The organism is Paenibacillus nuruki, assembly GCF_963311185.1.
GTDB lineage: Bacteria > Bacillota > Bacilli > Paenibacillales > Paenibacillaceae > Saccharibacillus > Saccharibacillus nuruki.
The window spans coordinates 427,665-444,028 of sequence record NZ_OY725677.1 but is presented as its reverse complement, the minus strand read 5'-3'; the positions used below and the strand labels follow the sequence as shown (position 1 = coordinate 444,028).

General features: G+C 40.4%; 14 protein-coding genes. 2 read left to right on the top strand and 12 right to left on the bottom strand.

The annotated features are described in order from the left end of the window. Nucleotides 1-225: 225 nt before the first annotated feature. On the top strand, nucleotides 226-1,896 hold the full coding sequence (gene ilvD, locus RCP16_RS02195; RefSeq protein WP_204824905.1) for a dihydroxy-acid dehydratase: 1,671 nt from the start codon (nucleotides 226-228) through the stop codon (nucleotides 1,894-1,896). A gap of 147 nt (nucleotides 1,897-2,043) precedes the next feature. Beyond that, nucleotides 2,044-3,168: an AI-2E family transporter gene (locus RCP16_RS02190; RefSeq protein WP_308641541.1), complete on the top strand. Its 1,125-nt coding sequence runs from the start codon at nucleotides 2,044-2,046 to the stop codon at nucleotides 3,166-3,168. 84 nt (nucleotides 3,169-3,252) lie between these two features. Here RCP16_RS02190 and RCP16_RS02185 read toward each other — a convergent pair whose 3' ends face one another. From RCP16_RS02185 to RCP16_RS02130, 12 genes are all read right to left on the bottom strand, one after another. After that, on the bottom strand, nucleotides 3,253-5,775 hold the full coding sequence (locus RCP16_RS02185) for a methyl-accepting chemotaxis protein (RefSeq protein WP_308641540.1): 2,523 nt from the start codon (nucleotides 5,773-5,775) through the stop codon (nucleotides 3,253-3,255). A gap of 252 nt (nucleotides 5,776-6,027) precedes the next feature. Next, nucleotides 6,028-7,398, bottom strand: coding sequence for a peptidase U32 family protein (locus tag RCP16_RS02180; protein WP_308641539.1), 1,371 nt, complete (start codon nucleotides 7,396-7,398; stop codon nucleotides 6,028-6,030). Nucleotides 7,399-7,438: 40 nt separating this feature from the next. Continuing rightward, the gene (locus tag RCP16_RS02175) at nucleotides 7,439-8,371 is read right to left on the bottom strand and encodes a peptidase U32 family protein (RefSeq protein WP_308641538.1); all 933 of its coding nucleotides are present in this window, start codon (nucleotides 8,369-8,371) and stop codon (nucleotides 7,439-7,441) included. A gap of 24 nt (nucleotides 8,372-8,395) precedes the next feature. Next, a complete protein-coding gene (gene mltG, locus RCP16_RS02170) occupies nucleotides 8,396-9,445 on the bottom strand; it encodes an endolytic transglycosylase MltG (RefSeq protein ID WP_241669359.1) in 1,050 nt (349 codons plus the stop codon). A gap of 91 nt (nucleotides 9,446-9,536) precedes the next feature. Beyond that, nucleotides 9,537-9,845 (bottom strand): DUF1292 domain-containing protein, encoded by a 309-nt coding sequence (locus tag RCP16_RS02165; RefSeq protein ID WP_069329191.1) that lies wholly within the window; start codon nucleotides 9,843-9,845, stop codon nucleotides 9,537-9,539. A gap of 4 nt (nucleotides 9,846-9,849) precedes the next feature. Then, a complete protein-coding gene (locus tag RCP16_RS02160; RefSeq protein ID WP_069329190.1) occupies nucleotides 9,850-10,146 on the bottom strand; it encodes a DUF1292 domain-containing protein in 297 nt (98 codons plus the stop codon). 11 nt (nucleotides 10,147-10,157) lie between these two features. Beyond that, on the bottom strand, nucleotides 10,158-10,574 hold the full coding sequence (gene ruvX / locus RCP16_RS02155) for a Holliday junction resolvase RuvX (protein ID WP_069329189.1): 417 nt from the start codon (nucleotides 10,572-10,574) through the stop codon (nucleotides 10,158-10,160). Nucleotides 10,575-10,592: 18 nt separating this feature from the next. After that, nucleotides 10,593-10,853: an IreB family regulatory phosphoprotein gene (locus RCP16_RS02150; RefSeq protein WP_069329188.1), complete on the bottom strand. Its 261-nt coding sequence runs from the start codon at nucleotides 10,851-10,853 to the stop codon at nucleotides 10,593-10,595. Between the two features lie 221 nt (nucleotides 10,854-11,074). Beyond that, a complete protein-coding gene (alaS, locus tag RCP16_RS02145) occupies nucleotides 11,075-13,702 on the bottom strand; it encodes an alanine--tRNA ligase (protein ID WP_273594590.1) in 2,628 nt (875 codons plus the stop codon). A 553-nt stretch (nucleotides 13,703-14,255) separates the two neighbouring features. Beyond that, complete coding sequence (locus tag RCP16_RS02140) at nucleotides 14,256-14,450, bottom strand: YrzR-like zinc ribbon domain (protein ID WP_069329186.1); 195 nt, start codon at nucleotides 14,448-14,450, stop codon at nucleotides 14,256-14,258. Between the two features lie 28 nt (nucleotides 14,451-14,478). Further along, nucleotides 14,479-14,985: a PRC-barrel domain-containing protein gene (locus RCP16_RS02135; protein WP_137223292.1), complete on the bottom strand. Its 507-nt coding sequence runs from the start codon at nucleotides 14,983-14,985 to the stop codon at nucleotides 14,479-14,481. Nucleotides 14,986-15,104: 119 nt separating this feature from the next. Beyond that, entirely contained in the window at nucleotides 15,105-16,256 is a 1,152-nt protein-coding gene (locus RCP16_RS02130; RefSeq protein WP_308641537.1) for a cysteine desulfurase family protein, read from the bottom strand. Nucleotides 16,257-16,364 lie beyond the last annotated feature (108 nt).

Genomic DNA, 16,364 nt, shown 5'->3' with positions numbered 1-16,364 from the left:
TATTTCGTTTTGTTTTGCTACGGATTTAATATATATTCGCTAGAAAAAAGCTAACATATATGATAGACTCTATAGAAAACTTCCGCGTAATTTGTATATTTATACTACGTTATGCAAGACTTTTTTAGCTTTTACCTTTGGCGTTACAACGCGCTAAAGCTTCAAAGCTTACTATTATATATTTGGGGGGAAATCGACACCATGGTAGTCAACAAGGGCAAAAAAATGCGTTCCGATATGATCAAAAAAGGTTTCGACCGTGCACCACACCGTAGCTTACTTCGTGCCGCAGGCGTTAAAGAAGAAGATTTTGGTAAACCGTTTATCGCGGTATGTAACTCTTATATTGATATCGTACCGGGTCATGTACATCTACAAGAGTTTGGTAAAATCGTAAAAGAAGCGATCCGTGAAGCAGGCGGCGTTCCGTTTGAATTTAATACGATTGGCGTAGATGATGGTATCGCAATGGGACATATCGGTATGCGTTATTCGTTACCGAGTCGTGAAATCATTGCTGATTCTCTTGAAACTGTTGTTGCCGCTCACTGGTTCGATGGCATGGTCTGTATTCCAAACTGTGACAAAATCACACCGGGTATGATGATGGGTGCTCTTCGTGTTAACATCCCTACAATGTTTGTTAGTGGTGGACCGATGAAAGCCGGTAAAGACAAAAATGGCCGTTCGATTTCCCTGACATCTGTATTTGAAGGTGTAGGTGCTTACCAAGCTGGTAAGATTGATGATGCAAGTCTGCTTGAACTAGAACAATTTGGTTGTCCAACTTGTGGATCATGTTCAGGTATGTTTACAGCGAACTCGATGAACTGTCTAGCAGAAGCAATGGGTATTGCTTTGCCAGGTAACGGAACAATTCTTGCAGTCTCTGAAGATCGTCGCGATTTTGTTCGTAAATCAGCTACACAATTAATGGAATTGATCAAATTAGACCTTAAACCTCGTGATATCGTAACTAAAGAAGCATTGGATAATGCATTTGCTTTGGATATGGCGATGGGTGGTTCTACAAATACAGTTCTTCATACATTGGCTCTTGCTCAAGAAGCAGGTATCGACTATCCAATCGAACGCATCAATGAAGTCGCTAACCGTGTACCTCATTTGGCGAAATTGGCTCCAGCTTCTGACTGGCATATCGAAGATGTTCATTTGGCAGGTGGCGTAAGTGCTGTGTTGAATGAATTACTCAAAAAACCAGGTGCTCTACATCCAGATTGTATTACCGTTACAGGTAAAACGATTCGTGAGAATGTAGAAGGACAAGAAATTCAAAATACTGAAGTTATCCACAAAATCGATAATCCTCACTCTGAGCGTGGCGGTCTAGCCGTATTGTTTGGTAATTTGGCTCCACAAGGGGCTATTATCAAAGTGGGTGCTGTTGATGCTTCTGTAGGCGGATATCATAAAGGCCCTGCAATCTGCTTCGATTCACAAGATGATGCGTTGTACGGGATTGCTAACGGTCATGTGAAAGAAGGACATGTCGTTGTTATCCGTTATGAAGGTCCTAAAGGCGGCCCTGGTATGCCAGAGATGCTTGCTCCTACTTCTCAAATTGTAGGTATGGGTCTTGGTGCCAAAGTCGGTCTAATCACAGATGGACGCTTCTCAGGAGCTTCTCGTGGTATCAGTATTGGTCATATCTCTCCAGAAGCTGCTGAAGGTGGACCTATCGCTTTCGTAAATGATGGAGATATTATTGAACTGGATCTGAACGAACGCAAAATTGAACTTCATATCAGTGAAGAAGAATTTGCTGAACGCCGTAAAGGCTGGGTTGAATTTGAACCTAAAGTAAAAACAGGATATCTAGCTCGTTATTCCAAACTTGTAACCAATGCAAGTATGGGCGGAGTTATGAAAATATAGTCATCTGCATATTCAATAGATTGTTGAATATTCGTTATAACTCAAAAAGAACTGTCCTCAGGGGCAGTTCCTTTTTTTGTTGACGTGATCCAAACCCGCTTATAAAATGCTTGTATACTATGTTAGAAAAGGAGATTTAGTACGCTTATGCTTCCTTTGTACAAAAAATACTGGCGAACTGCTTTTGATATTGGCGTTGTGATTTTGACAGTATATCTAGTGCTATTACTCGCAAGCAAGCTATATCATATTGCTGCGCCTATCTTTTTATCTTTTATTATTTTTGCTTTAATCGAACCTTTTGCCATGTTTCTTCATCGTCGTGGATTACCCAAAATGGTCTGCTCAGCGATAGCTGTTCTTACTTTTGTATTATTTTTACTTGGTGCATTGTTTGGTGCAGGACTTATCTTTATATCACAGTCTGCTCAGATTGCAGATAATTTGCCTGAATATGCTAAGATTGTTCAAAGTCATTTCACACGACTAACTACATTGATGCATCAAGAAATGAATACTTTACCAGACAATGTGACACAGCGGATTAATGAATATTTTGCGATCTTTACAGGAAACTTAGCCATTTGGGGTAAAGCGGCATTCAACTATGTGTTAGGCTGGCTTAGCTCATTTTCTACGTTTATTGCTAACTTTGCTGTAGGTATTATTTTAGCGTTCTTTTTGAGTGCTGAAATCAATCTCTGGCGACGTGTAGCTACCGAAAGAACACCGAACACACTCAAAAAAGCTTATTTCTTTTTAAAAGAACATGTTTTCTATGCTATCGGTGCTTATCTTAAAGCACAATTCATCATGGTGATGATTACTTTTGTATTAGTGTACATAGGATTGCTTATTTTGGGCGTGAATAATGCTTTCTCGATTTCGTTACTCAGTGCAGCATTTGATATTTTGCCATTACTCGGTATTCCTGTTATTTTTATTCCCTGGATTGTGTATCTATTTGTGGTTGGTGAGACAGGGCTTGCGATCGGATTGATCGTTTTATTAGTGGTTGTGATGTTGACCCGTCAATTATTAGAACCCAAAATCACAGGAAATTCGATTGGCATTTCTTCAGCATATTTGATGTTATCAGCAATGATTATTTCTTTATCTATTTTTGGAGTGGTGGGCTTAGTATTGTCGCCGATCTTAATTATCTTGTTAAAAGAATTATGGTTACAAGGATATCTACAACGGTGGATCCGACTTCCGCAAGAAGAATTTGAACCGATACAAGAAGATGATCCAGCTCCGCCTGTACAATAAATGATAAATAGGTATACCCACCAAAAAAAGCCGAAACCCCGTATTGAATACAGGGCTTCGGCTTTTTGGCTTTTTTTAAATCTATTATTCTTTTTTGTCTGAAGTTGTATCTTGCTCTGCATCTGCTTCAGTATGTGTTGCTTCTGGTTGTTCGTGCTCTATTTCAACTTGTGCTTCTGGTTGTTCTTCTTGCTGTGATTCTTGTGCTTCATTCACTTCTGTAAATGGATCTATAGACGATTGCAACGCATCTGCATCTCCTTCGTCTTCTTCCACCGTAAACCGTGAGATCGTTTCTTTCAAATCAAGCGATACATTTTCCAATTGACCTGACAATGATACCAGTTGACTACTTACATTGTGTTGTTCATTACTTAGAGAAGCCACTTCTTGTGATGTAGCAGAAGATTGTTCTGCAACCGCACTTACATTACTCATCGCTTCAGACATCGTATTTTGCACCTGACTAAGCTCATTAATCGAATCTGTAACTGAATTTAGCTTGGTAACAAAAGCAGACATTTGTCCTTGAACCGATTCGAAAATAGTCGTTGTATCTTTAACCGCTTCTGTCTGTTGTTTGAATAACGGATAGGCATCATTCAGAACTTTAATCGTCTCTTCCATTTCCTGCTGAATATTGGTGGTAATTTTACCAACCATGAGAATAGATTCGCGTGATTGCTCTGCTAACTTACGTACTTCATCAGCAACTACCATAAATCCTTTACCGGCTGCTCCAGCACGAGCGGCTTCAATCGTAGCATTAAGAGATAAGATGTTCGTTTGTTTGGTAATATTCTGCATTACCTCAAGCACTTGTTGAACAGAAGACGTACTTTGTTGTAATGAGTCGATCCGAGCGCCAAGCGAACGAATCATATCTTCTGTAGTCTGCGTGCGAGTAAGTAATTTCTCCATATGCTGAACACCTGTTTCACTAGCTTGTTCCACATCATGAGCAGAAGCACCCATTTCATTGTTAGCACTGATTACTTTATTCATTTGACCCATAATACCATCGGCAAGTTCTGTACCACGTTCTGCTTCCAGAGCAAGACTGCCTGCACCATTTGCGATTTCTTCAGTAGCAACAGCGATTTCTTTAGCAGATGTAGCTGTCTGTTTGGAAGCATTACTAAGGATTGTGGCTGTACCTAATACTTCTTGCGCCGATTGATTCGTTTGCTTAACCAGATTCGTAATGTTTTCCATCATTTCATTAAAAGCCGAACCTAACTGTCCAATCTCATCTTCAGACTTATGAGTCGTCCGAACATTCAATTTACCTTGTGCACCCTGACGCATAAGTTGTTGCAAATTCTGTAACGGCTTCGCAATAATACGAATAATAAAGATACCGATTAATACAGCAAATACAGCATCAATCACAGCGAAAATCAAAGTCATATTTAAGATCGGTTTGGCACTAGATACCAGTTCATTAATCGGTACTGTCCCTACTAATTTCCAATCTGAATTCTGAAGTGTACTATATGCGATCAAAATAGGCGATTGACCATCACTATTTTCTACTCTACCGCTTTTCTCTGTCAATTGAGGTAAAAAGCTGTAATTCGATGGTGTTGCAATATCTGCATTATTTGTGGAAGCAACGACCGTATTTGTCGCACCACCAATAAGATCAACACGACCTCCAGTACCCATATTTACATTAGCAATCTGATCTTCGATCAATTTACTGTTGGCACTGATTACAAAAATAAACGAATCAGAAGTATTGGTCGTACGGACAGCACGTGCGAATAAGAAGTTTTTGACAGTGCCTTGCATTTCCATGGTAGGTACCCACTGCATCACACCGTTGCCACTTTCTAATTCTTTATACCAGGCTGTATTACGTACTTCATCCTCTGCCGGAATCTGTACCCCTGCTCCTACAATATTCACTGCTTTATTCATTGGAATAATATAAATTGAATCGATAGCATCTAATGAGTTGAGTTGATTTTGTAGATTACTTGTAATTGCATTAACCGCTTGGAATTTCTCAAAATCGTCTATACCTGCTGTAGATAACTTCACTAACTGATCTTGCATATTAGGATCAAAAAAGATTTGAGTTGATGAATTTACCAGTTGTCCCAAAATCACATCGAGTTTTTCACCTGTTTGAATAATCGTCTGTTCATTACCGATCGCTGCATTTTCTTTGATAATACTTTTTGCTATCAAATACGAGAACGTTCCTAACGATACCACTAGCAACATAATAGCAATAAAAAAGATAAGAAATAATTTGATGCCTACCGATTTTGCTGGATTTAATCTACCCCAGCGATTAGTGGGTACAGATGGATCATTTGATGGGTCTGAATAGTTACTTGAGAACTTAGGAATTTTGGGAATTTTCGCCCATTTGGGTAGTGTACGAGAATGTTTTGCTGTCGTGGGGAGAATAGAAGGTTGTTGTGTATTCGCTTTCTTTTCTGGTTTAAACCATTTCTTCTGAGCAGCTTCATTAGCCTTTTTCGCTAAACCTGTACGCTCACTTTTCAATTTCTTTTTTTGTTCTTTTTCAAGCTTCTTGGTGTCTGGAAGTGTTGTTTTGCTGTTTGACTTACCTTTTTTCTGCAATAACCCCATAATCTTCACCGCCGTTTTAGATTTCGTGTGCATACAGGTTTTTATGTAATCCTACTTGTTTTATCCCTGCTTCACCTTATAAACGAAACAAAAAATAAGCATTTCGAATGCTCTTGATTCCATTATCGGTTATAAACCAGGAAATTTGAACCCTTTTTCGCAAAAAAATAAGGTCTATTATACTATGCGGTATAATAGACCTTATTACCTTATAAGATTGTAAATGATTCCATTATTTTCTTATAACTTAAATTATACTGTAACTGCTGTTTTAACAGCTGATTTGCTTTGTTTGGTGTTGTTTTTACGCATCATATCAAAGTAACGAACAGAATGATCGACTTTCATTTTTACTTTTTGTAATGGATGGCGTGCAGCATCTAACTCGTTGCCATTTTCATCCCACAATTGACCGACTGTTTGTTTGAAAAACATTTGATTCGGTCCAAAAAATTCAATCTCTTGTCCTGGTTTGAAATGATTACGCTGTTGCACCGTTGCGATTCCTGTTGCTTCATCGTAATCCAGTACTAAGCCTGCAAAATCATAAGGAACTGCTTTTTCTTCTGCTTCATAGATATGATCTTCATGATCAGGTGTATCATAGAAAAATCCTGTATTTAATGGACGATTGGCTGCTTTATTAATATCTTCCAACCATTCTGGCTTCAACACATAATTCTCTGGATCAGCCATATATGAATCGATTGCTTGACGGTACGCATTCACCACAGTCGCTACATAATGGATCGATTTCATACGCCCTTCAATTTTGAAGCTATCTACACCGACTTCAATCAGATCAGGAATATGCTCTAACATACACAAATCTTTGGAACCCATAGAAAACGCAGAATCTTGTTCTTCATAAAGTGGTTTCTGATTCACGCCCAGACTAAAGGATTGCAACATTTGTTGATCAGCCGTATCTTCTTCTGATACCCATTCTTGTTCTGAACGTGCATCTTCGAATAGATCATATTTCCAACGACAAGACTGACAACATCCACCACGATTAGAGTCACGATCTGTAAAGTGGTTCGATAACACACAGCGTCCTGAAAAAGAAGAACACATCGCTCCATGAATAAAAGCTTCGATTTCAACATCTACATGTTTTTTGATCTCAGCAATTTCAGCAAAGCTTGTTTCCCGTCCCAATACAACCCGTGGTAATCCTTCTTCTTTCCAGAATTTCACCGCTTGCCAGTTCAATGTGGATTGCTGTGTACTCAAATGGACTTCAAGACCAGGTGCACAGCGTAGTGCTGTTTCAATAATCGCAGGATCTGCTACGATAACCGCAGAGATGCCTACTTCTTCTAATTTGCACAAATACTCTTCAAGACCTGCAATATCTTCATCATGAGCATAAATATTGGTAGCTACAAATACTTTAGCACCGTAACGATTTGCAAATTCGACCCCTTCACGCATTTCTTCAAAGCTGAAGTTATCTGCATTCGAACGAAGACCGTATTTTTGTCCACCAATATAGACTGCATCTGCACCATAGTGAATCGCAAATTTCAGTTTTTCCAAATTACCAGCAGGTGCTAACAATTCAGGTTTGGCTAGACGATGACGTTTACCATAATACTTTGGTTTTTCCGTTGTTGACATGGAAAGCCCCCCTTTTTCAATCATTCCATCTACACTGCAATCAAAATACTTGTTCTTTATAAAAGAAACCAAATGACAATTCACGTTCAGGATCTTGTAGACGACGAATCTCATCCATCCATGACTCATCAAATTCATATTGTTCTGGATCTTGAGTATACCGATCAATCGCTTGACGGAACATGCGGACCGCTGTTTCGTTATAAGTGATTGATTTTAAAATGCCTTCGATTTTGAAGCTTTGAACGCCTGCTTCCATCAGCAAGTGTAAATCTTCCAGAATACATACATCTTCTGAGCTCATAATATGCGTTCCATTGGTATCTTCATAGATAGGAAATGTCTCATCCCGACGTTCGGCTTCAATCAGGAACAATCCACGTTGCAGACCTAGATCATTACCATCCACAGGTCTACCCTGATGTTGCATATAGCTACCGACTAGGCGTCTTTTGGAATGATAAATATTCGTCATCCCGTGTACCTGCACTTGCGCTTCCACTTCTAGTTTGTCGATCATACCTGTGATCTCATCCATATTGAGTTCACGTGCCAGTACAGCTCTTGTAGCGCCTTTACGGCCCCAGTAGTTCGCTGTCACTGCATTGGTCGAAGTCATCTCAGCATTCCAGTGTAACGCTATTCCAGACGCATGCTCACGAGCCAATGCTACGATAGCGGGATCGCCAAATTCAATCCCATCTACTTGTAACGTTGCCAGCTGTTTGATGTATTCTGGTAAATCTTCTAAAAGCTCATTGGTCATTAAATTATTGACGGCTACATAAATACGTTTGCCATGTTCATGCGCATAATTTACTGCTTTTGCAATATCTTCTACTTTGAACTCCCCAGACAATCGCATTCCATAACGTTCTTCACCGATCAGAAAAGCATCTGCTCCTGCTTCTGCCAAACGATATAATTCTTCCAGCGAAGATGCTGTAACCAACAATTCAGGTTTTGTATTCATCTTGAAGCCGCCTCCCACACAGCCTTACTTGGCTGTACTCTTGCTTGTTTCGATATTTTTGAGATGTTCTTGATACGTTTGAGCGAATAAATGCCCGCCTGTACCGTCTTTTTTGGTCACATAATATAAATATTTTGAAGCTTCAGGTGCCAGTGTTGCTTTGATCGCATCTAGACCCGGATTCGCGATCGGACCTGGTGGTAACCCTTCATGTAAGTACGTGTTGTAAGGACTATCTATTTTAAGATCTGAGTATAACAGTCGGGCTTTTTGCTTGCCTAGGGCATATTGCACAGTTGCATCAATTTGGAGCTTCATATTTTGCTTCAGACGATTATCGATTACCCCTGCAACCTGAGCTCTTTCTTCTGGAACGACAACTTCACGTTCAACAAGAGAGGCCTCTGTTAACAGCTGATGCACCGTCAAATTGCGTTCTTTGAGCTGAGCATCTAGATTATCAATTGAACGTAGCTTGGTGCGTGTGGCTAACAACATATTAGCGATAATATCGGATTCTGTACTTTCTATCGGTAAATCATAGGTTGCCGGAAACAAATACCCTTCCAGTGGATGAAGAATGCCGTCTCCAGTAGGAACTTTCAATTCTTGAGCAAGCTTCATGGATGAAGGATCATCAACCAATTTCATAAAAGCATCACGATCTACAAATCCTGCTTCACTTAACTTATCCGCAATCTGGGTCACGGTATAACCTTCAGGAATCGTAAATTTCATCGTTTTGGGTACCACAACATCTGCGTTATTCAGCTTCGTAATAATTTGAGCATATGTTAGACCTGGCGTGAACTCATAATCACCTGCTTTGAATTCGCTACCTTCACTATTTAATTTCAAATAGACTTTAAAAGCCAAGGCATTTTTGATCAATCCATTTTGAGCTAATTCTTCAGCTACGGTTGATTTGCTTGTTCCTGATTTTAATGTATATGGAACGACTTGATCTGATGTTGCTGTAGGTTGCATGGCATTCCAGCCGTAGCCAATACCTGCTGCAATCACAATAAGAACAATCAATATTATCCATATCCCTGCCCTACCTCGTCTGCGCAATGAATATAACAGCTCCTTTTACAGCCAAAAAGAGCGGAATAGATCCCGCTCTTTTTGGAAGATAATTGTGCATATTGTACTGCATCCGTGATTAATCTTCAAACGGTAATGTCAGTTCGTCATATAGCTCGGCTACATCTTCCCATTCATCATCATCATCAATAGTCACAAGTTCAGGTTGTCCATCTGCATCATCGATAATTTTTAAAATCTCGACGTTGTCTTCAGGAATAACCGTATCTTTTTGCAAGACTGCATAAGTTCCTGTGTCTATCTGAAACTCACTGACAATACGATAAACAGTGACTTCGTTCTGTTCATCCGTTAGTTCAATCAACAGACCATAAGCTTCTAGCAATCTTGACGTAAACTTGACGTTACTCGCAGAAAGATCCGTCATGGGCTTATTCACCATCCAATTCAGCAACTAAAGTATTGAATGTTTCTTCAACGATCTGCCATTCCTCTTCATTTTCGATAATGAAAAGTTTGAGATCATCGTTATCTTCTTCATAGCGAAACGCATATACTTCGTCGGTATCGTCCTCTGTGGATTCCATAGGCACGACCATCATATATTTGGCGTCCGAACCATCAACCTCGAATTTCATGATGACTTCAAACTCTTCTTCATTACCTTCATCATCAGGAATATAAATAATTTCTGGTTCTTCCTCAAGCAAATTTTGATCTTTAGCCATATTTACCACCCTCACCTTTTACTTTTGGCATCCAAGTAATTTTGTAAAATCAAGCTTGCAGCCATTTTATCAACCACTAGCTTGCGTTTCTTGCGACTTACATCTGCCTCGATAAGCGTACGCTCAGCTGACACGGTTGTAAGCCTTTCATCCCATAGGTGAACAGGTAGCTGCACAGATTCTTTGAGACTTTCAGCGAATTCCATACTTAGTTGACCACGGGGACCGACGCTTCCGTTCATATTCTTGGGTAGTCCAACAACAATCTCGGTCACTTCAAGTTCCTGTACAAGCTCTACGATCCGTGCACCGACATCTTTGGTACGTTTACGATCAATAACTTCTACCCCTTGAGCGGTCCAGCCAAAAGCATCGCTTATCGCAACGCCAATTTTTCGATCCCCATAATCCAAACCTAATATTCTCATTTCTTGTACGCTCCGTCTCTACCGATGACTGGCCAGGTAGGATCGGACCAGTTCTTCTATTAATTCATCCCGCTCTTTTTTGCCGATCAAACTTCGAGCATTCTTATGCCGGGGAATGTAAGCGGGGTCCCCTGAGATCAAATATCCGACCATTTGATTGATCGGGTTGTATTCTTTCTCAACCAGTGCATCGTATACAGTGAGAAGTATTTCCTGAGAAGAGGTTTCGTGCTCGTCACCCTTCACATTAAATTTAACTGTTTTATCCATGGAGTCCACTCGCTGACACCTCGCTTTTTGGAAAAAGTGTATACTTGTACACTTCCTCAAAATGGAATCCCTTGCTGTTCATGCTGATTCTTTTTCATCATAACACAACAAGGGATATACAAGGAATATTTACGTTAAAACTATTCAAAAAGTTACAAAATTGTTTCAACTTTTTGAATCTAACACGCTATTCCTTCTATTTTGTACCCATTATCTGATACTGATATCACTTAGATGGATGCTACATGTTGTTTGGCTGCTTCAAGAGCTTCAGCTAATTTGGAAGCATCTTTACCGCCGGCTTGTGCCATATCTGGACGACCACCACCGCCACCACCACAGATAGCAGCGACTTCTTTAACCAATTTACCAGCATGAAGTCCACGCTCAATACCTGATTTCGGAACAACGACTACAAAGTTTACTTTATCGTCTTGAGCAGCTCCTAATACAAGCACTGCTTCAGGCAATTTGCCTTTCAATTCGTCTGCTAGACCACGTAAAGCATCCATACTTGGAACATGGACAGATACAGCCAACAATGGTGTAGAACCAATCATTTCTACTTTGTCTGTTAATTGACCTGCTTCGATCAAGCTTAATTTACTTTGTAGAGATTCATTATCACGACCTAGATCGCGAAGTTGTTGGTTCAATGACTCGATGCGTTTAGGCACATCATGTACATTTGATTTCAATTGTACCGCAGCTTGCTTTAGAATATCCAATTGGCTATCCAAGAACATGTAAGCTAGGCGTCCTGTAACAGCTTCGATACGGCGTACACCCGAACCGATACCACTTTCAGATACTAATTTGAACAATCCAATACGTGCTGTGTTATCGACATGACAACCACCACATAGCTCAATACTGTAATCGCCAATCTGTACAACACGTACGATATCGCCATATTTCTCGCCAAATAATGCCATAGCACCCATCGCTTTAGCTTCGTCAATACCTTTGTACTCGATCTCGACATCAAGACCTTTCCAGATTTCCTGATTCACACGACGTTCGATATCTGCCAGTTCTTCCGGTGTGATACTACCGAAGTGAGAAAAGTCAAAACGTAAACGCTCTGCTTCAACCAGTGAACCTGCCTGATTAACATGTGTACCCAATACATCTTTAAGTGCTTGATGAAGTAAATGAGTCGCGGTATGGTTTTTGATAATATCGTTACGATTTGGTGCATCTACTTCTGCTGTAACCACATCACCGATATGAAGTTCACCCGAACTTACCGTTACGATATGCACAAATTGTCCGCGTGGAGCTTTGAACAATCCTTCAACAGAAGCTTCTACAGTATCGTTGCTCAAACGTCCTACGTCACTGATCTGACCACCACTTTCAGCATAGAAAGGAGTCACATCTAGAATCACCTGACACTGTTGACCTTCACCGACACGGTCGACCGAAGCTTCTTCTTGAATCAATGCGACTACAGTAGCTTGTACGGTTAACTGCTCATAACCGATAAATTCACTTTTGCCTTCAAAATCAGACAATACGCCACCTTGTACTTTCATACTACCGCTATCTTGACGAGCTGCACGAGCGCGATCACGTTGCTCTTGCATCGCTGTATCGAAGCCTGCACGATCTACAGTCAATCCATTTTCAGCTGCATAGTCTTCTGTCAAATCAAACGGGAAACCATACGTATCATACAATTTAAACGCTTCTGCGCCACTGATCGCTGTTTGTCCATTTTGCTTCGCTTGTGTACTCAGATCAGCCAAAATATTCAAACCATCGGATAATGTCTCATGGAAACGCTCTTCTTCTGTACGAATAATTTTCTCGATAAATTCACGCTTGGATACTACTTCTGGATAATAGACGCCCATAATCTCGCCTACAATACCGGTTAAGCTGAACAAGAACGGTTTATCCAGACCGATCACTTTACCATAACGCACTGCACGACGTAACAATCGACGGATAACATAACCGCGTCCTTCGTTCGAAGGCAATACGCCATCTGCTGCTGCAAAAGCAACCGTACGAATATGGTCAGCAATGACTTTCAACGCTACATCGGTTTCTTCATTTTGTTTATACGTTACACCCGCAATTTGAGCGGCTTGTTGAATAATCGGTTGGAACAAGTCAGTATCAAAGTTAGAATCCACTTCTTGCAAAATCGAAGCAAAACGCTCTAACCCTGCACCTGTATCTATGTTTTTGTTCGGTAGCGGTGTGTAGCTACCATCTTTGTTATGATTAAATTGAGAGAATACAAGGTTCCATACTTCCAGGAAACGTTCATTTTCTCCACCTGGATACATTTCAGGATCATTCGGATCAAGAGCGCCATAAGCATCTCCACGATCATAGAAGATCTCACTACAAGGTCCACAAGGACCTTCACCGATATCCCAGAAATTTTCTTCCAAACGAATAATACGTTCAGCAGGTAGACCGATTTTCTCGTTCCACAATTTGAAAGCTTCTTCGTCTTCTGGATATACCGTTACAGATAAACGTTCTGGATCAAATCCAATCCACTCTTTGCCCGTCAAAAATTCCCAAGCCCATGTGATCGCTTCTTCTTTGAAATAGTCACCGATCGAGAAGTTTCCTAGCATTTCAAAAAACGTATGGTGACGACGTGTTTTTCCTACATTTTCAATATCATTGGTACGAATACATTTCTGCGAATTCGTAATACGTGGATTTTCAGGTTTTTCGCGTCCATCAAAATAAGCTTTGAGTGGAGCCATCCCTGCATTAATCCACAATAGAGATGGATCATTATGAGGAACTAACGGAGCGCTTGGCTCAACATTGTGTCCTTTGCTTTCGAAAAAAGCGAGCCATTTGGAACGAATTTCACTTGCTTTCATAAGTAATGAGCCTCCTCAGAATAGTTAAACATCAATTTCTTGGTGATCCAGTAATCTATCCAACCTGTATCGCTGACAAGTCGGTAAAAAAAAAGCGCCCTGCGCAAAATCAGGGGCGGTGTTCTGGTGTATATCTAACAATATTCCCTGCAACCGCTCTTTTATTGTATATAGGTCTCTTGAATAAGTGACTCTTAACCGCTGAATACATCCGATTAACACTATGTAGGGTTCGGTCATCACTTCAATTACCTGTGTAACAAAAGATGTATGCCTGGATCTCCTTTATTTCGGCTCATCTAACGTTCATGTTCCGAAATTTCACGGTTCTTTAACAACTATATCAGTATATCTAGCGCCCATACGTCTGTCAATCGCATCCATCATGCTTAAAAGCCCCGACTTCTATCGCCACCTCTACAGATGTGCAATACAAGACGGGGTTTTTAAAATAGCGCTGATACACGTAGTATGTATAAGATAAGAATTGTATCGCGCTGTCGGAACAGCCGATATTCGCCACTCTATACATCGTTCACGTTTCTAAAAAGGCTCAAGCTTGTGTATACATAGCTACAGGTTCTTCGACAAACAAATCGTCTAATGAACTCAGTGTGCCGTCTTCTTCGACTTGATACACAGACATTTTACCGCCATTAACAGTTAACTCAATAAAGCAACCCCAGCAATAAAATTGATGGGAACCAATTTTACCAATATCTTTTGAACTACAATTTGGACATTTCATTCAGCGCTCACCCTATCCGTCTCCAAGTTTAATGACATTCCTGTAGGCGTTCATTACTTTCAATCGGCACCATAATGGCGCTTTCACCAAAAGCAACTTGTCCACTTACTGGAAGCCACTTTCTTCCGCCTATCATATCCGAGATAAAGCCATCACTGATTTCAATCCCGGTAATGCTTTTACCCAACTCATGATCAAAATAAACATCAGACACATAGCCTAACATTGCTCCATCACTGGTAAGCAGAGGCATATCTTTAATTTTGTTTTGACCGATCAAAAATGTATGTTTAATATCGTCAGCCGCGATCTGGCGGACTGCCTGTTGATTGCGAATCATAATAGCGTCTTCTCCATAGGATACAATATCTTCCCATAGTATAGTACGCACTTGTAATGAGAAAAAGCTTTTACCTTCCAGTTCAAAACCTTGAACCGACCAGTCTTCGCTTAATATAAAGTCATGAATTTTACCAAGTTGCTTGCCATCTTCAATATCAAATACAGCAAGTCCAATCATTCCCTGCATCTTCATAACGCTCAGGACCTCCTCATCGCATAGATTGCGCAGGAAGAAAATCATTTCTTTCTTGCCCGGCTGTTGGCGTCATATGATCATCTTCCCTCCCTTATTATTCACCACACAGGGGAGCCCTAATTTCTACTACGTATACGCTTTAAAATAGTTGCAATCTTTTGTGTAGCATATGCTATTTCTTCCCTAGTATTACCCATCCCAAAGCTAAAGCGAATCGCCGAATTCAAGAGATTTTCAGGAATTTTCATTGCTTGAAGAACATGTGACAATTCGAGTGAACCTGAAGTACATGCTGATCCACTGGCAGCTGCAATATTTTCCATATCGAGATTCATTAACATCGTTTCACTTTTCACGCCGGGAAAGCTAATATTCAGAATATGAGGTAGCGATTGATCGATAGGTGTATTGACAACATACCCTTCGGTACCGACTTGTTGTTCTAATTCTTCTAACATGTATGCACGTAATGATTCCAGATGGTTGATGCGCTCAGATAGTCCTTGTACAGCAAGTTCTACCGCTTGTGCAAAGCCTGCAATACCCGCTAAATTCTCCGTTCCTGCACGACGCTTGCGTTCTTGTAGACCGCCGTACAATACAGGTTCTACTTTGACTCCATGACGTATATATAGTGCACCGATCCCTTGTGGACCATTGATTTTGTGAGAAGAAAAGCTAATTAAATCTACAGGTAACTCATGACAGTTCAAAGGAATAGCACCTAGTGCTTGAACAGCATCGGTATGAAAAATAATATTTTTGGCACGTGCTAATTGTCCAATCTCTGTAATCGGCTGAATGGTTCCTACTTCATTGTTACCGAACATAATACTGATCAATATCGTATTCGGGCGAATAGCCGCTTCTACTTCTTCTATAGAAACTAATCCATGAGCATTAACAGGCAAATAAGTTACTTCATAACCACGCTGTTCTAACGCTTCACAAGCATGAAGTACCGCATGGTGTTCAATCTGTGATGTGATGATATGTTTGCCTTTATGACTTAAGGATTCAGCAACCCCAAATAAAGCGAGATTATCACTTTCAGTTCCTCCTGCGGTAAATACCAATTCATCTGGACGACAACCTAGATCTTTAGCGATTTGGTCTCTGGCTCCACTGACTACTTTTTTGGCAGAACGTCCGAAAGCATGCACACTTGAAGCATTACCGTGGGTATGGGTCATTACCTGTAACATACGTTCAGCCACTTGTGGATGGATCGGAGTAGAAGCTGCATGGTCTAAATAAATAGCTTTCATATCAATTCACCTTTCTGTATCGGAAAATAAAATACACGTACAAAGACAGCAAAAAACGGAAGGGAGCAGCCATGTACCTGCGGATTCCCTTCCGTCTTGTTGTCTATA